This window comes from Pseudomonas sp. (genome assembly GCF_030147005.1).
GTDB lineage: Bacteria > Pseudomonadota > Gammaproteobacteria > Pseudomonadales > Pseudomonadaceae > Aquipseudomonas.
On sequence record NZ_JASLAW010000228.1, the window covers coordinates 1 to 15,870 of the forward strand.

General features: G+C 62.1%; 14 protein-coding genes. 12 read left to right on the forward strand and 2 right to left on the reverse strand.

Features of this window, described 5'->3' with window-relative positions:
* Window positions 1-227 precede the first annotated feature (227 nt).
* Entirely contained in the window at window positions 228-1,154 is a 927-nt protein-coding gene (epsC, locus tag Q1V60_RS21625) for a serine O-acetyltransferase EpsC (RefSeq protein ID WP_300634566.1), read from the reverse strand.
* Window positions 1,155-1,320: 166 nt separating this feature from the next.
* On the opposite strand from epsC, the gene Q1V60_RS21630 reads away from it, so the two are divergent.
* The 12 genes from Q1V60_RS21630 (at window position 1,321) to Q1V60_RS21685 (ending at window position 13,316) form a co-directional block, all read left to right on the forward strand.
* The gene (locus Q1V60_RS21630; protein WP_300634569.1) at window positions 1,321-2,316 is read left to right on the forward strand and encodes a D-cysteine desulfhydrase; all 996 of its coding nucleotides are present in this window, start codon (window positions 1,321-1,323) and stop codon (window positions 2,314-2,316) included.
* A gap of 215 nt (window positions 2,317-2,531) precedes the next feature.
* Complete coding sequence (gene tcyJ, locus Q1V60_RS21635) at window positions 2,532-3,326, forward strand: cystine ABC transporter substrate-binding protein (protein WP_300634572.1); 795 nt, start codon at window positions 2,532-2,534, stop codon at window positions 3,324-3,326.
* The gene (tcyL, locus tag Q1V60_RS21640) at window positions 3,326-3,991 is read left to right on the forward strand and encodes a cystine ABC transporter permease (RefSeq protein WP_300634575.1); all 666 of its coding nucleotides are present in this window, start codon (window positions 3,326-3,328) and stop codon (window positions 3,989-3,991) included. Before tcyJ ends, tcyL begins: the two co-directional genes overlap by 1 nt.
* Before the next feature lie 3 nt (window positions 3,992-3,994).
* Complete coding sequence (tcyN, locus tag Q1V60_RS21645; RefSeq protein ID WP_300634578.1) at window positions 3,995-4,741, forward strand: L-cystine ABC transporter ATP-binding protein TcyN; 747 nt, start codon at window positions 3,995-3,997, stop codon at window positions 4,739-4,741.
* Between the two features lie 381 nt (window positions 4,742-5,122).
* Entirely contained in the window at window positions 5,123-5,899 is a 777-nt protein-coding gene (locus Q1V60_RS21650) for a hypothetical protein (protein ID WP_300634581.1), read from the forward strand.
* A gap of 185 nt (window positions 5,900-6,084) precedes the next feature.
* On the forward strand, window positions 6,085-7,326 hold the full coding sequence (locus Q1V60_RS21655) for an SfnB family sulfur acquisition oxidoreductase (RefSeq protein ID WP_300634584.1): 1,242 nt from the start codon (window positions 6,085-6,087) through the stop codon (window positions 7,324-7,326).
* Window positions 7,327-7,364: 38 nt separating this feature from the next.
* Window positions 7,365-8,558, forward strand: a complete 1,194-nt coding sequence (locus Q1V60_RS21660) for an SfnB family sulfur acquisition oxidoreductase (protein ID WP_300634587.1) — start codon at window positions 7,365-7,367, stop codon at window positions 8,556-8,558.
* Complete coding sequence (locus Q1V60_RS21665; protein ID WP_300634590.1) at window positions 8,558-9,910, forward strand: LLM class flavin-dependent oxidoreductase; 1,353 nt, start codon at window positions 8,558-8,560, stop codon at window positions 9,908-9,910. Before Q1V60_RS21660 ends, Q1V60_RS21665 begins: the two co-directional genes overlap by 1 nt.
* A 178-nt stretch (window positions 9,911-10,088) precedes the next feature.
* Complete coding sequence (locus tag Q1V60_RS21670) at window positions 10,089-10,904, forward strand: MetQ/NlpA family ABC transporter substrate-binding protein (RefSeq protein WP_300634592.1); 816 nt, start codon at window positions 10,089-10,091, stop codon at window positions 10,902-10,904.
* Window positions 10,901-12,016: an ATP-binding cassette domain-containing protein gene (locus Q1V60_RS21675; protein ID WP_300634595.1), complete on the forward strand. Its 1,116-nt coding sequence runs from the start codon at window positions 10,901-10,903 to the stop codon at window positions 12,014-12,016. Before Q1V60_RS21670 ends, Q1V60_RS21675 begins: the two co-directional genes overlap by 4 nt.
* Window positions 12,006-12,650: a methionine ABC transporter permease gene (locus Q1V60_RS21680; RefSeq protein WP_300634598.1), complete on the forward strand. Its 645-nt coding sequence runs from the start codon at window positions 12,006-12,008 to the stop codon at window positions 12,648-12,650. Before Q1V60_RS21675 ends, Q1V60_RS21680 begins: the two co-directional genes overlap by 11 nt.
* 39 nt (window positions 12,651-12,689) lie before the next feature.
* On the forward strand, window positions 12,690-13,316 hold the full coding sequence (locus tag Q1V60_RS21685; RefSeq protein WP_300634601.1) for a class I SAM-dependent methyltransferase: 627 nt from the start codon (window positions 12,690-12,692) through the stop codon (window positions 13,314-13,316).
* Window positions 13,317-13,424: 108 nt separating this feature from the next.
* Here Q1V60_RS21685 and Q1V60_RS21690 read toward each other — a convergent pair whose 3' ends face one another.
* On the reverse strand, window positions 13,425-15,605 hold the full coding sequence (locus Q1V60_RS21690; RefSeq protein WP_300634604.1) for a glycoside hydrolase: 2,181 nt from the start codon (window positions 15,603-15,605) through the stop codon (window positions 13,425-13,427).
* Window positions 15,606-15,870 lie beyond the last annotated feature (265 nt).

The window sequence follows — 15,870 nt, forward strand, 5'->3', positions numbered from 1 at the left end:
TCGCTGATCCTGTGTGGGAGGGGGCAAGCCCTAATGCCAGTCAGTTAAGACAGAACCGGTCCCTGTGGCGAGGGAGCTTGCTCCCGTTGGGGCGCGAAGCGGCACCAAAAAATGGGACTGCTACGCAGTCCAGCGGGAGCAAGCTCCCTCGCCACAGGGACCGGTTCTGTCTTAACTGACTGGCATTAGGGCTTGCCCCCTCCCACACAGGATCAGCGCAACCTGGACTACTTCTGAGCCCCATCATCATGCTGCAAATTCGCCTGGGTGATGTTCGCCCCAGCCAGCACGCTGCGGGTCAGCCACACGTTGCCGCCTATGGTCGAACCCTTGCCGATGGTAATCCGCCCCAGGATCGTGGCTCCGGCGTAGATCACCACGTCATCCTCAACGATAGGGTGGCGCGGGTGGCCTTTTTGCAACTGCCCATCCTCGTCCGCCGGGAAGCGCTTGGCGCCCAGCGTCACCGCCTGGTAGATGCGCACCCGCTCACCGATGATCGCCGTCTCGCCAATCACCACGCCCGTGCCATGGTCGATAAAGAAACTCGGACCGATCTGCGCGCCGGGGTGGATATCGATACCGGTTGCCGAGTGAGCGATTTCCGCACTGATGCGCGCCAACAGTGGCAAACCGGCGCGGTACAGATGGTGGGCCAGACGGTGGTGAATCACCGCCAGGATGCCCGGGTAGCACAGCAGCACCTCATCCACGCTGCGCGCGGCCGGGTCACCGTGGTAGGCGGCCAGCACATCGGTGTCCAACAGGCTGCGCAATGACGGCAACGCCAGGGCGAAATCCTGGATCAGGCGAATGGCATGGGCGTCGACTTCGCTGTGATCCTGGCCGCCCTGGCGCGCGGCGTAGCGCAGCTCCAGGCGGGCCTGGGCGAGCAAGGCGTTAAGGGCGACGTCGAGGGTATGCCCGACATAAAAGTCTTCACTTTCTTCGCGCAGGTCCACCGGGCCCAGGCGCATCGGAAACAGTGCACCGCACAACGCTTCCAGAATCTGCGCCACTGCCTCGCGGGACGGTAATTCGCGGCCGCCATGTTCGCCACTCAAGCGTCCATTGCGCGTGCGCCACTGGCCCCGGGCGCTGCGCAGTTGGCTGACGATGGTCTCTAATTGCCAATGGCTGGAACGCTCACTCACGGTATTCACTCCTGACGAAATGGCCATCACTTTACGGTATGCGCCCTGGCAACCCTTAAGAACCAATGGTATGAGGCTAAGAACTATCCGTCATAAGCGATTGGCGGTTGCCCGATCAAAAGTGCCTGCCTATAGTCGGCCAATCACTTAGCCACCGTGCGCAGCCATGATCAAACAACAACTCGACCGCTTTAACCGCCTGGACCTGTTGAATGGCGCCACCGCCCTGGAAAAACTCGAGCGACTGTCGGCCTGGCTGGGCAGGGACGTCTATGTCAAACGCGACGACACCACCCCGCTGGCCATGGGCGGCAACAAGCTGCGCAAACTTGAATACCTCGCCGCCGATGCCATCGCCCAGGGCGCCGACACCCTGGTAACCGCCGGCGCTATCCAGTCCAACCACGTGCGCCAGACCGCCGCGCTGGCCGCCAGGCTCGGCCTGGGTTGCGTCGCCCTGCTGGAAAATCCCACCGGTACCGAAGACCCTAACTACCTGGGTAACGGCAACCGTTTGTTGCTGGAACTGTTCGACGCCAAGGTGGAGTTGGTTGAGAACCTCGACAATGTCGACGACCAACTCAACGCCCTCGCCGACCGTTTGCGCAGCAACGGCAAGAAGCCTTATCTGGTGCCCATCGGTGGTTCGAATGCCCTCGGTGCGCTGGGTTATGTGCGCGCAGGCCTGGAGCTGGCCGCACAGATTGAAGACAGCGGCCTTGAATTTGCTGCCGTGGTGCTCGCGTCGGGCAGCGCCGGCACCCACAGCGGCCTGGCATTGGCGTTGAGCGAAGCGTTGCCGAAGCTGCCCGTGATTGGCATCACCGTGTCGCGCACCGACGAAGCCCAACGCCCGAAAGTGCAAGGCCTGGCCGAGCGTACCGCCGAGCTGCTCGGCGTGAAGGTGCCCGAGGCTTTCAAGGTGATCCTGTGGGACGAATACTTCGGCCCGCGTTATGGCGAGCCCAATGCGGGCACGTTGTCTGCAATCAAACTATTGGCCAGCCAGGAAGGTCTGTTGCTGGACCCGGTCTACACGGGCAAGGCCATGGCCGGCCTGCTGGACGGCATCGGGCGTCAGCGGTTTGGGGACGGGCCGATCATATTCCTGCACACCGGCGGCGCGCCGGCGTTGTTTGCCTACGACTCGCTGTTTAACTGACTGAACCCATTCGATGTGGCGGCTGGCCTGCGCGTTCTCGCGTTAGATCAGCGCTATATTCAAAAATAGAATAAACGGCTTTATTTATATTATTTTCAGATCTTAAAAACTCTCACTATCATCGCGCCGAAGGCGAAGACGCGCACCGCGCTTTAAGGCAGGATACGGCTACTGCGTCACCGGCTTCGCTCACCATAAAAACACAGGGGCTCTTCATGACTATTTCTGTATTGCGTCGCACATTGCTGGTCGGCACTTTGGGCCTGGCGCTTGGCGCCGGCGTGTTCGGCCAGGCGGTTGCCGGCGAGCAACTGGACACCATCAAGAAAGCCGGCGAGATCAAGATCGGCCTGGAAGGCACCTACCCACCGTTCAGCTTTGTCGATGAGAGCGGCAAGCTCAGCGGCTTCGAAGTGGAGCTGTCCGAAGCACTGGCCAAAGAGCTGGGCGTCAAGGTCAAGTTGCAAGCCACGCCATGGGACGGCATCCTCGCCGCCCTCGATTCCAAGCGCCTGGACGCGGTGGTCAACCAGGTGACGATCTCCGAAGAGCGCAAAAAGAAGTATGACTTCTCCAAGCCCTACACCATCTCCGGTATCCAGGCGCTGACCCTGAAGAAAAACGTCGACACCATCAAGACCGCCGACGACCTGGCCGGCAAAAAAGTCGGCGTGGGCCTGGGCACCAACTACGAACAATGGCTCAAGGACAACCAACCCAAAGCCATCATCAAGACCTACAACGACGACCCGACCAAGTTCCAGGACCTGCGCATCGGCCGCATCGACGCGATCCTGATCGACCGCCTGGCCGCTCTGGAATACGCCAAGAAAGCCAAGGACACCGCCGCTGCGGGCGAGGCCTTCTCTCGCCAGGAATCGGGTATTGCCCTGCGCAAAGGCGAACCTGAGCTGCTTGAAGCGGTGAACAAGGCCCTCGACAAGCTGCGCGCCGACGGCACCTTGAAGAAGCTGTCCGAGAAGTATTTCAACGCTGACGTTACTCAATAATGGAAGCAGGTTTCCAACTCGCGCTGGACTCCGCGCCCTTTCTGCTCAAGGGCGCGTATTACACGGTGATCCTCAGCCTGGGCGGGATGTTCTTCGGCCTGTTGCTGGGCTTCGGCCTGGCATTGATGCGCCTGTCGCGCTTTATGCTGCTGCGCTGGATTGCGCGCGTCTACGTGTCGTTCTTTCGCGGCACGCCGTTGCTGGTGCAATTGTTCCTGATCTACTACGGCTTGCCGCAAGTGGGCATCGAGCTGGACCCGATCCCGGCCGCCATGATCGGCTTTTCGCTGAACATGGCCGCCTATGCCTGTGAAATCCTGCGGGCCGCCATCGCCTCCATCGAACGTGGCCAGTGGGAAGCCGCCGCGAGTATCGGCATGACCCGTGCGCAAACGTTGCGCCGGGCCATCCTGCCGCAGGCGATGCGCACGGCGCTGCCGCCGCTGGGCAACAGCTTTATTTCATTGGTCAAGGACACGGCGCTGGCCGCCACTATCCAGGTGCCCGAGCTGTTCCGACAAGCGCAACTGGTGTCGGCGCGCACCTTCGAAATTTTCACCATGTATCTGTCCGCAGCCCTGATCTACTGGATCCTGGCGAGCATCCTGGCGCATCTGCAAAATCGTCTGGAAGACCGGGTCAACCGGCACGACCTGGAGTCTTGAAGCATGATCGTGGTTGAAAAACTGACCAAACAATTCAACGGTCAGGTGGTGCTCAACGGCATCGACCTTGAGGTCAAGGCCGGCGAAGTCGTGGCCATCATCGGCCCCAGCGGTTCCGGCAAGACCACCTTCCTGCGCTGCTTGAATTTTCTCGAAGAACCCACCAGCGGCCGCATCAAGGTGGGCACTATCGAGATCGACGGCAACAAGCCGCTCAACCAGCAACAGGGCCTGGTGCGACGCCTGCGCCAGCATGTGGGTTTTGTGTTCCAGAACTTCAACCTGTTCCCCCACCGCACGGCACTGGAAAACGTCATCGAAGGTCCGATCGTGGTCAAGAAGATGCCACGCGAGGCGGCCACCGAACTGGGTCGCAGGCTGTTGGCCAAGGTCGGCCTGGCGGGCAAGGAAGCGGCTTATCCCCGGCGCCTGTCCGGTGGTCAGCAACAGCGTGTGGCGATTGCTCGGGCGCTGGCCATGGAGCCTGAGGTGATTCTGTTCGACGAACCCACTTCGGCCCTCGACCCGGAATTGGTCGGCGAAGTGCTGGCGACTATCCGCAGCCTGGCCGAAGAAAACCGCACCATGGTGATCGTCACCCACGAGATGAGCTTTGCGCGGGATGTGGCCAACCGCGTGATCTTTTTCGACAAGGGCGTGATCGTCGAACAGGGCGAGGCCAAGGCGCTGTTCGCCAACCCCAGGGAAGAGCGAACCAAGCAGTTCCTGAGCAAATTTCTCGCCCATTGAAACCACCTGTTGTGGTGAGAACGCTCGCTGGCGCGGGTGTGCGAAGCGCTCCCAAAAAGGGTGGGACCGCTGCGCAACCCGTCGGGAGCAAGCGCCCTCGCCACACAAGCGCGTTCCTACATGGAAGCGCCATGGCGGTCTGTAAAACGCCCTGCCGCACCCCTCCTGAAATCCCCCTTCCGGTCAGACCCTTCTGAATCTGCTCCAACCCGCCGTTTAGCCTTTTGCCGCCATTGACGCCCCCGGCCCAACCCTCTTATCTAACGTCCAGAGGATTGGATCCTATCCCGGCTACTCACTGAATCGTTCTTTCGGCCCCTTTGCGCACCCGCGCCCCAAGGCCCGGAACGATTGCTGCTGGCTGCATCAAGGAGATCACTTATGACGCACACTACAACCCCGGCCATGCTGACTGCACCCACCCTGCCCCAGGCGGTTCGAAACGGCATCAGTGCCCACGCGGCCGCCCAGTTGCAGGTCGACATCGCACCTTACCCCGGCATGGAGGAAGGCGACCTGATCGAGCTGTTCTGGAACAACTGCTTTGCCGCCTCACGCCGGGTGACTGCCGGCAAAATCGGCACGCCCACCCACCTGCGGGTACCGGAAAGTTTTGTACAGGATGGCCCGGCACGGGTGCATTACCAGATCATGCAGATCGGCCACGGCCCGGCGCGCTCGGCCACTACCCAGGTACGGGTCAAGACCAATTACCCGGGCGGCCAGCCGTCGAACCTGTACAGCGACGAAAACCAGAACCTGGCGCCCGTCGGCCTGCCCGAAACGATCCGCCGCAAGGGGGTCAACAGTCGCCAGGTGCAACGCGGTATTCCGTTGACCATCGAGCCTTACGCGAACATGGCCAGTGGCGATGCCATCACGCTGCGCTGGGGTGACGTACGCATGGACCTGCCGAAAATCCAGACCAAGGGCGTGGGCCTGGCGGTTCAGGTCTGGGTGCCTTCAACGGTCATCATCGAAGGCGGTGACGACTGCCGCCTGGAGGTGACGTACTGCATCCTGGACCGCGTCGGCAACAATTCACGCTGGGCGCCGGCCCGTACCTTGCGCATTGCCGCCTGGGCGCCCATGCGCCCCGACGTCGCCAAGGCTGTGTATCAACCTCGCCCTTTCGGTTCCCCGTGCGAGCCGGGGTAATGACCCTTCTATGCATATTCCTAAAAGTTAGTTTATTTAAAAAATAAACACGCTTAGGGTATATGCACCGGACCACCGGACATTCCTGATTTTTCTGTTTATTTCATTGAATGCGAGGTCGGTATGGTCAGAATTACCCCGGTGCACAACGCCAGGGCATTGCGCGCAGCCAAGGAGCGGCGCTGATGTCTAACTTGGCTCTAACACCCCCCCAGAGTGATCTGGACGCAGCCCCACTGTTGTTGCCGGCCACCGTGCTGCGCAACGACGCCCAGGCGCTCAGCGCCGCCCATGAGCTGGCCGACGCCGCGCGCCTGCAAGCCGCCAAGCGCGACCAGCAACGTCAATTGCCGTGGGCGCAGATCGAACAGTTCACCCGCAGCGGGTTGGGCAGTATTTCCATTCCCCGCGAATACGGCGGCCCACAGGTGTCGTTCGTCACCCTGGCCGACGTCTTCGCCATCATCAGCGCGGCCGACCCGGCCCTGGGGCAGATCCCGCAGAACCATTTCGGCATTCTGCACCTGTTGCAGAACACCGCCAGCGAGCGCCAGAAAAGGCAGCTGTTCCAGAGCGTGCTCGACGGTTGGCGCATCGGCAATGGCGGCCCGGAACGCGGCACCAGAAATACCCTGGAGCTCAAGGCGCGCATCACGGCCGACGGCGACGGGTATGTGCTCAGCGGCCAGAAGTTCTACTCCACCGGCGCCCTGTTTGCCCACTGGGTGGCCATCAAAGCCCTCAACGATGACGGCAAGCAAGTCATGGCGTTTGTGCGCCGTGGCAGCGAAGGGCTGCGCATCGTGGATGACTGGTCGGGCTTTGGCCAACGTACCACCGCCAGCGGCACCGTACTGCTTGACCGGGTGCCGGTGGACCCGGAATTGATCGTGGAAAACTGGCGCCTGGGTGAAAGCCCGAATATCCAGGGTGCCGTATCGCAGCTGATCCAGGCGGCCATCGACGCCGGCATCGCCCATGGCGCCCTGGAGGACACCATCGCCTTTGTACGTGAACGCTCACGCCCGTGGATCGACGCCAAGGTCGAGCGGGCCAGCGACGACCCGTACGTGATCGCCGATATCGGCAAGTTGAAGATTGAGCTGCATGCCGCGCAAGCGCTGCTGCGCAAGGCCGGCCAGGTGCTGGATGAGGTCAGCGCCGCGCCGATCACGGCGCAGTCCGCCGCACGCGCGTCGATCGCCGTCGCCGAGGCCAAGGTACTCACTACCGAGGTGTCGTTGCTGGCCAGCGAAAAGCTCTTCGAGCTGGCCGGCAGCCGCGCCACCCTCGCCGAATTCAATCTTGACCGGCACTGGCGCAATGCGCGGGTACACACGCTGCACGACCCGGTGCGCTGGAAGTATCACGCCATCGGCGCCTATCGCTTGAACGGCACGTTGCCGGCTCGCCATTCCTGGATTTAACCGACCAGAACACTTTTCCACGAGCTTCTGGAGAACTCATGACGCTTTCCAATCACATCGCGGTCATCACCAGCGATGAACACGCCCTTATTGTCGCCAGCGACCTGGCCGAAGACCTGCGCCGCGACAGCGCCCAGCGTGACCGCGAACGTCGCCTGCCGCTGGCCGAGCTGGACGCCTTCTCGCGCTCCGGCCTGTGGGGCATCAGCGTGCCCAAGGCCTATGGCGGCGCCGGCGTGTCCAACGTCACCCTGGCCAAGGTCATTGCGCTGATTGCCCAGGCCGATGCCTCCCTCGGCCAGATCCCGCAAAATCACTTCTATGCCCTTGAAGTGCTGCGGGTCAACGGCAATGCCGAGCAGCAAAAACGCCTGTACGCCGAAGTGCTGGCCGGCAAGCGTTTCGGCAACGCCTTGGCGGAACTGGGCACCAAGACCGCCCATGACCGCGTGACCCAACTCTCCCGCGACGGCGAGGGGTTTCGCATCAGCGGCCGCAAGTTCTACGCCACCGGCGCGATCTATGCCCAGCGCATTCCCACCTCGGTGGTGGATGAACAGGGCGTTCAGCAACTGGCCTTCGTGCCCCGCGACAGCGCCGGGTTGACGGTGATCGATGACTGGAGCGGCTTCGGCCAACGCACCACCGGCAGCGGCTCGGTGGTATTCGACAACGTGTGGGTGGCGGCGCAGGATGTGATCCCGTTCCAGAGCGCGTTCGAACGCCCGACCACCGTCGGCCCCCTGGCGCAGATTCTTCACGCCGCCATCGACACCGGTATCGCCCGCGCCGCCTTCGAAGACGCGCTGCACTTTGTGCGCACCAAGACCCGTCCCTGGATCGACTCAGGCAGCGACAAGGCCACCGATGACCCGCTGACCTTGAAGAGTTTCGGCCACTTGAGCACTCGCCTGCACGCCGCCGAAGCGTTGTTGGAGCGCTCCGGCGAATTCCTCGACCGCGCCCAGGCCGACAGCACTGCCCAGACCGTTGCGGCCGCCTCCATCGCCGTCGCCGAAGTGCGCGCATTGAGCACCGAAATCTCCCTGGCCGCCGGCAGCACGCTATTTGAACTGGCCGGCAGCCAGGCGACCCTGGCCGAGCACGGACTGGATCGCCACTGGCGCAACGCACGGGTTCACACCCTGCACGACCCGGTGCGCTGGAAGTATCACGCGGTGGGCAATTACTACCTCAACGCTGCAAACCCGCCACTGCGGGGGACTATCTGATGAGCAAGAAAAAAATCCTGCTCAACGCCTTCAACATGAACTGCATCGGGCATATCAACCACGGCTTATGGACTCATCCACGGGACACGTCCACCCAGTACAACACTCTTGAGTACTGGACCGAACTGGCGAAAACCCTGGAGCGCGGGCTGTTCGACGGCTTGTTTATCGCCGATATCGTCGGCGTGTATGACGTGTACCAGAAGTCTATCGACGTGCCGCTCAAAGAATCGATCCAGTTGCCGGTCAACGACCCGCTCCTGCTTGTCTCAGCCATGGCGGCCGTCACCACCCACCTCGGCTTCGGCCTCACCGCCAACCTGACCTACGAGCCGCCCTATCTGTTCGCCCGGCGCATGTCCACCCTCGACCACCTGAGCCGGGGCCGGGTGGGTTGGAACATCGTGACCGGCTACCTCGACAGCGCCGCCAAAGCCATGGGGCTGACCGAGCAAGTCGAGCATGACCGCCGCTATGACCAGGCCGATGAATACCTTCAGGTGCTGTACAAGCTCTGGGAAGGCAGTTGGGAAGATGACGCGGTGGTCAACGATCCGCAGGCGCGGGTGTATGCGCAGCCGGGCAAGGTGCACAAGGTCGAACACCACGGCGAGTTTTATCAGGTGGAGGGCTATCACCTGTGCGAGCCATCGCCGCAGCGCACGCCGGTGCTGTTCCAGGCCGGCAGTTCGGACCGTGGCCTGCAGTTCGCCGGGCGCCATGCCGAGTGCGTGTTCATCAGCGGGCAGACCAAGGCCGCGACCAGAATCCAGGTGGACAAGGTGCGCGCCAGCGCGGTGCAGGCCGGGCGTGACCCGGATGACATCAAGGTGTTCATGGGCCTTAACGTGATCGTCGGCGCCACCGAAGACCTTGCCTGGGCCAAGCATGCCGAGTACCTCAGCTATGCCAGCGCGGAGGCGGGTGTGGCGCATTTTTCGGCGTCCACGGCAATCGACTTTTCCGAGTACGAACTGGATGAGCCGATCCAGTACGTGAAAAGCAACGCGATCCAGTCGGCCACCAGGAACCTGCAGAACAACGACTGGACGCGACGCAAATTGCTCGAGCAGCACGCGCTGGGCGGGCGCTATATCACGCTGGTGGGCTCGCCTGGGCAAGTCGCTGACGAGCTGGAATCGTGGATCAGCGAGACCGGCCTGGATGGCTTCAACCTCACGCGCATTGTGACGCCGGAGAGCTATGTGGACTTTATCGATCTGGTGGTGCCGGAGCTGCAAAAGCGTGGGTCGTACAAGACCGACTATGAGCAGGGCACGCTGCGTGAAAAAGTCTTCCACGGTGCCGCTCGCTTGCCCGAACAACACACCGGTTCCACCTACCGCCACTAACCCAAAAATGTGGGAGCGGGCTTGCAGTGGCGAGCAAGCTTGCTTGCGCTGGGGTGCGAAGCGCCCCAACGAAGCGGGAGTCTGCTGCGCAGACAACGGGAGCCAGCTCCCTCGCCACAGCCAGCCCCACATTCAGACCTTCATTGTTCTACCTGCACCTCATGACTGGAAATTAATGATGAAAAAACCACTGCTCACCCACCCAGTCAAAGCACTGGCCCTGGCCTTCGGCTTGTTCAGCTCGGCCGTATTCGCCGCGGAGGCGCCACTGAAAGTCGGCACCACCGCCGCCTTCGCGATTCCGCTGGAGGCCGCAGTCGAAGAAGCCGGCAAACAGGGCCTGAACGTCGAACTGGTGGAATTCTCCGACTGGATCGCGCCTAACGTCAGCCTCGCCGCCGGCGATATCGACGTGAATTACTTCCAGCACATCCCCTTCCTGGAAAACGCCAAGGCCGCCGCCGGGTTTGACCTGGTCCCTTACGCGCCGGGCATCATCAATAACGTCGGCCTGTATTCGAAGCAGTACAAGCGCTTCAACGACCTGCCCGAAGGCGCCAGCGTGGCCATCGCCAACGACCCGATCAACAGCGGTCGCGGCCTGCAACTGCTGGCCAAGGCCGGGCTGATCAGCCTCAAGCCGGGCGTGGGCTACAAGGCCACCGAAGAAGACATCGTCAGCAACCCGAAAAAACTCAAGATCCTGCAAGTGGAAGCCGTGCAACTGGTGCGCGCCTATGACGATGCCGACCTGGTGCAGGGCTATCCGGCGTATATCCGCCTGTCAAAGACCTTCGATGCAGAGTCGGCGCTGCTGTTCGACGGCCTCGACCACCCGGAATACGTGATCCAGTTCGTGATCCAGCCCAAGAGCAAAACCGACCCACGGGTGATCAAGTTCGTCGACATCTACCAGCACTCGCCGGTGGTGCGCGCCGCCCTGGATAAATCCCTCGGCAAGCTTTATCAAGTCGGCTGGGACGATAAAAAATGACCGCCGCCAATGCCCAACTGCGCGACCTGGGCACGCCGCCCAGGGACGCCGAACAGACCGAACTGCATCCGAATTTGAACAGCGCCCATGTGCGTTTCATCAACCTGGGCAAAACCTATGACGGCACGGTGCATGCCTTGCAAGGCATCGACCTGGCGATCCAGCGTGGCGAAGTGTTCGGCATCATCGGCCGCAGCGGCGCCGGCAAGTCGTCGCTGATCCGCACTATCAACCGCCTGGAGCAACCCAGCAGCGGCCGGGTGCTGATCGATCAGGTGGATATCGGCGGTTTCGATGAAGACCGGCTGGTAGCGCTGCGGCGGCGCATCGGCATGATCTTCCAGCACTTCAACCTGATGTCGGCCAAGACCGTGTGGCAGAACGTCGAGTTGCCGCTCAAAGTCGCAGGCGTACCCAAGCCCCAACGTGAGCAAAAGGTGCGTGAGCTGTTGGAACTGGTAGGTTTGCAGGACAAGCACACCGCCTATCCGGCGCAGCTTTCTGGCGGGCAGAAACAACGCGTGGGCATCGCCCGCTCGCTGGTGCACGACCCCGAGATTCTGCTGTGCGACGAAGCGACCTCGGCCCTTGACCCGGAAACCACTCAGTCGATCCTCGGCCTTCTGCGCGAAATCAACCAACGCCTGGGCCTGACCATCGTGTTGATCACCCATGAGATGGCGGTGATCCGCGAAATCTGCGACCGCGTGGTGGTGCTGGAACACGGGCGAATCGTCGAGCAAGGCCCGGTGTGGCAAGTGTTCGGCAACCCCATGCATGAGGTCAGCAAGACCCTGCTCGCACCGCTGCAACACGGCTTGCCGCTCGAGTTGCAAGACCGGCTGCAGCCCACCTCCACGTCGGCCGACGCCGCGCTGGTGCTGCGCTTGCAGTTCACCGGCAGCGATAGCGATGAGCCGGACCTTGCCGCACTGTTCAGCGCCCTCGGCGGGCGCGTGCGTTTGTTGCAAGGCGGTGTGGAACGCATCCAGGGGCACGCCCTGGGGCAATTGTTGCTGGCGGTGAACGGATCGCCGCACACCGCCGACGCCTTGCGCAACCGCGCCGGGCATTGGGCACAACGGGTGGAGGTGCTGGGCTATGTGGTTTGATCGTTTAGTGCAGGGCGCCATCGACACCTTGTTGATGGTGGGCGTGTCTTCGTTGATCGCCTTGCTGGTGGGGATTCCGCTGGCAGTGTTTCTGGTCACCAGCGACAAAGGTGGCATTTACCAGGCGCCGGCGCTGAACCGCGCGCTGGGCGCCTTCGTCAATCTGTTCCGCTCGATTCCCTTTCTGATCCTGATGGTGGCCTTGATCCCGTTCACCCGCCTGATCGTGGGCACCACCTACGGCGTATGGGCAGCCGTCGTCCCGCTGACCATCGCGGCCACGCCGTTCTTCGCGCGCATCGCCGAAGTCAGCCTGCGCGAAGTCGACCACGGCCTGATCGAAGCCGCGCAGGCCATGGGTTGCCGCCGCCGGCACATCATCTGGCACGTGCTGCTGCCGGAAGCCCTGCCGGGGATCGTCGGCGGGTTCACTATTACCCTGGTCACCATGATCAACTCATCGGCCATGGCCGGGGCGATTGGCGCCGGAGGTTTGGGCGACATTGCGTACCGCTATGGCTACCAGCGTTTCGATACGCAGATCATGCTGACGGTGATTGTGCTGCTGGTGGTGTTGGTGGCGGTGATTCAACTCGGCGGGGACCGACTGGCGCGGGTACTGAACAAGAGGTGAGGTATAGTCGGCGCATCTCAGCGCCCGGTATTGCCTGTCATGACCCTCAAACCCGACGACCTTAACCAGATCACCACCACCACCCTCGGCCATTACAACAAAGTGGCCGACGACTTCCGTGAAGGCACCCGCGATCACGATGTGAGCCAGAACATCGACGCGTTGCTGCGGCATATCCAGGGTACGGCGCCGTTTACCGTGCTGGATTTCGGCTGCGGGCCGGGGAGGGATTTGCAGACCTTCACCCGCATGGGGCATATCGCCGTGGGGCTCGATGGTTCCGAGCGGTTTGCGCAGATGGCGCGTGAAGACAGTGGCTGCGAAGTGTTGCAGCAGGATTTCCTCAAGCTGGACCTGCCCGCCGCGCGCTTCGACGGAATCTTTGCCAATGCGGTGCTGTTCCACATACCCAAGCAGGAATTGCCACGGGTGCTCAAGGAGTTGCATGGGGCGTTGAAGCTCGGTGGTGTGCTCTTCAGTTCCAACCCACGAGGCGAAAACCAGGAAGGTTGGAATGGCCCGCGCTATGGGTCTTATCACGACCTGCAAGCATGGCAGGCGTTGCTGAACGAGGCAGGGTTTGAAGAGCTGGAGCATTACTACCGCCCGGCCGGGTTGCCTCGGGAGCAACAGCCTTGGTTGGCCAGCGTGTGGCGCAAAGTTTAGACCCGCGTTGTTTGGTCTGACGTCTTCGCGGGCAAGCCCGCTCCTACAGTGGGAATGCTCTCCCTGTGGGAGCCGGGCCTGCCCGCGATGGCGTCAGCAGGCACACCGTTACTTCACCTGATACACCACTGGTTCTTCTCCCTCCACCAACGCCGTCAAACTGCGCGCCGCATACCCTTCCTGTTCCGCGTCCGAAAAATTCGCCACCAAACGCGTGCCATCGGCGAAGGTGGTTTGCTGCACCTGTTTGTCCACTGTCAGCCAGCGAAAATCAGTCATCGCCTGGGTCGCCAATCGCTGATGCAGCGGGCGAAAAAACGCGTCCTGGCGCTGAATCACCGGCAGCCGCTCCTTGAGTGTCGCCGCGCTGAGGTGATACAGCGGGGGTACGTTGTAGAGCAGTTGGGTCAGCTCATTTTCAGCCTGCACAGTGCTCAACTTCAGGCTGTCGAACAACCAGTGGTGGGTGGTGATCACCGAGCCATGAAACACCGCCTGATACAGCGGCAGGCGCATCGTCGGATCGAAATACAGCGTGCGCAGCGACGCTTTCAAAGGCACCGGCTTGAAGAACACGGCCGGTTGCTCCGGCGGGTACCAGTTGCCCACGTAGTAGGGTGATTGCCTGTCCTGCGCCATATCGGCGTCCCCCCAACCGATCACCGGTGTTTGCATACCGTGGGCAAACAGGATGCCCTGGGCGGTGCTGGCATTGCCGTCTTCAGAGCCCGTAGCCAACTTGAGCACACTGTTGATCCAGCGTGAGGCGTCGATATTGCCGTCGGCATTCTGCGCCTGGGTCATGGAAGCGCCGTCGCGGTAGCTGTCGAACACCATGCCGGTGGCGTACGCGTCGAGGAACCAGGCATTGAAACCGGCGGCAGCCTGCACCGCTTTGACTCGCGCCTCCAGCAAAGGCCGCACACAGCGCGGATCGGTGTAATGACCGGATTGCTGGAAACCGCTTTTCAGGCTGCCGTTTTTCAACACGATCGCGCAGTCACGATGCGCTTTGCCGCCCAGATGGGCAGTGGCCCAGTCAGGGTTTTCAGTGGCGGACAGGGCCGTTTCATAGGAGTCGTAGGGCGCCATCAAGTAGCCGGCGTCCACCCCCGAGCGAATTGCTTCGGGGTGCCACAGGCCGCCTTCCCAACCATCGCCCAGGGTCAACAGCAAACGCTGCAGGCCGGCGTCGCGCAAGCTGCGAATGGTCGTATTGCCCCAGGTTTCGGGACGATCACTCAAGGCCCCGGAAAAATCCAAGGCCAGTTGGCTGCGCAACTCGCCGTAACGCGCGGCAAGGCGAGCCATGTCGGGCTCTTCCACTTGCCAGGCCTGCCGGGCCTTCGTGTTGATGGCCGCATTAAGGCCGCGCAACAGCACGGTCTGCTCATAGCGATTCAATGCGGTCGCCTGCGCGAGCACCTGCGCAGGCTCTTTGCCCATCAGCCCCTTGAGCTCGTGCGTGCGCAGCCGTTTGACCAACGCTGGCCAGTCACGCACATCGTCCAGCGCCAGCAAGTCGTTGCCCCAGAGGTAAGCGTGACTGGCACCGAGCAATTTGGCCGCCTCGGGCGTTTGCCGCAGCTTGTCCGCCAACGGCTCGTAACGGCCCTGCTCCACCAGCCACTGACGATAGCGCTTGGCGCCGGCCAACGGGTCGGCGTCGCCCAGGTGCAACAGCAGCGTCATCGGTGCAGAGGGATCTAGCGAAGTGAATTCATGGCTCAGTGACAGCGCCACGTCCTCCCGCCAGCGCAGGCGGTTGTTGTAGGGGTTGGTCAATAGCCAGTTCAAGGTGAAGCTGCCGTGATCCGTGCCCCACAGCGGCAGGCTCAGGTCCTGGGTGGTGTTGATGTCGCCGTAATCCCGGAGAAACGCTTTCCATACGGCATTGCCGACGGGCACGTAATGCCCTTCGGCCAAGGGCCAGATCAACCCCGTGCCCAGGGCACTGGGCGGTTGTTGAAGGACGGGCAGTTGGCCGGGCTCACGCGCGTGAAGGGTCAATACCAGATCGCGCTGCTCAAGGCTGGCGCTCACGCGAAAGGCACCATCATCCCACTGCCAATCCGCCTTTTGATCGCTGTGTACAAGGCGGCTCACGGCACGGGCCGGTACGCCACTGGACGCTTGCACCGCCGCCTGGCCGCTGGGTGTAACGCGAATAGCGAGGGTGGCCGCGTCGAGTTCGACCCGCCATAACGCGTTCTCCAGTACGGTGCCGGCGAAGACGAGGGGTGACATGAAAAAGCAGCAGATCAACAAGGTATGACGCAAGTGGCTCATGGCAAGCGACCGTTGAGAAGTGGAGAGACAGGAGCGTAAAACACTCAACGGTGAGCCGGGGCAATGCCTGTCACTTGCAGACGTTTCCCACGATGCAATAGGCCTACTGAATGCAGATGTGGGAGCGGGCTTGCTCTAATGCCAGTCAGTTAAGACAGAACCGGTCCCTGTGGCGAGGGAGCTTGCTCCCGCTGGACTGCGTAGCAGTCCCATTTTTGGGGCCGCTTCGCGCCCCAACGGGAGCAAGCTCCCTCGCCACAGGTCG

What these genes read in the sequence shown, in the direction of transcription:
- Q1V60_RS21685 (WP_300634601.1), top strand. Translation starts at nt 12,690, where the DNA reads ATGACCCTCAAACCCGACGACCTTAACCAGATCACCACCACCACCCTC.
- Q1V60_RS21660 (WP_300634587.1), top strand. Translation starts at nt 7,365, where the DNA reads ATGACGCTTTCCAATCACATCGCGGTCATCACCAGCGATGAACACGCC.
- Q1V60_RS21675 (WP_300634595.1), top strand. Translation starts at nt 10,901, where the DNA reads ATGACCGCCGCCAATGCCCAACTGCGCGACCTGGGCACGCCGCCCAGG.
- Q1V60_RS21680 (WP_300634598.1), top strand. Translation starts at nt 12,006, where the DNA reads ATGTGGTTTGATCGTTTAGTGCAGGGCGCCATCGACACCTTGTTGATG.
- Q1V60_RS21650 (WP_300634581.1), top strand. Translation starts at nt 5,123, where the DNA reads ATGACGCACACTACAACCCCGGCCATGCTGACTGCACCCACCCTGCCC.
- Q1V60_RS21690 (WP_300634604.1), bottom strand. Translation starts at nt 15,605, where the DNA reads ATGAGCCACTTGCGTCATACCTTGTTGATCTGCTGCTTTTTCATGTCA.
- Q1V60_RS21665 (WP_300634590.1), top strand. Translation starts at nt 8,558, where the DNA reads ATGAGCAAGAAAAAAATCCTGCTCAACGCCTTCAACATGAACTGCATC.
- Q1V60_RS21655 (WP_300634584.1), top strand. Translation starts at nt 6,085, where the DNA reads ATGTCTAACTTGGCTCTAACACCCCCCCAGAGTGATCTGGACGCAGCC.
- Q1V60_RS21630 (WP_300634569.1), top strand. Translation starts at nt 1,321, where the DNA reads ATGATCAAACAACAACTCGACCGCTTTAACCGCCTGGACCTGTTGAAT.
- tcyJ (WP_300634572.1), top strand. Translation starts at nt 2,532, where the DNA reads ATGACTATTTCTGTATTGCGTCGCACATTGCTGGTCGGCACTTTGGGC.
- Q1V60_RS21670 (WP_300634592.1), top strand. Translation starts at nt 10,089, where the DNA reads ATGAAAAAACCACTGCTCACCCACCCAGTCAAAGCACTGGCCCTGGCC.
- tcyN (WP_300634578.1), top strand. Translation starts at nt 3,995, where the DNA reads ATGATCGTGGTTGAAAAACTGACCAAACAATTCAACGGTCAGGTGGTG.
- tcyL (WP_300634575.1), top strand. Translation starts at nt 3,326, where the DNA reads ATGGAAGCAGGTTTCCAACTCGCGCTGGACTCCGCGCCCTTTCTGCTC.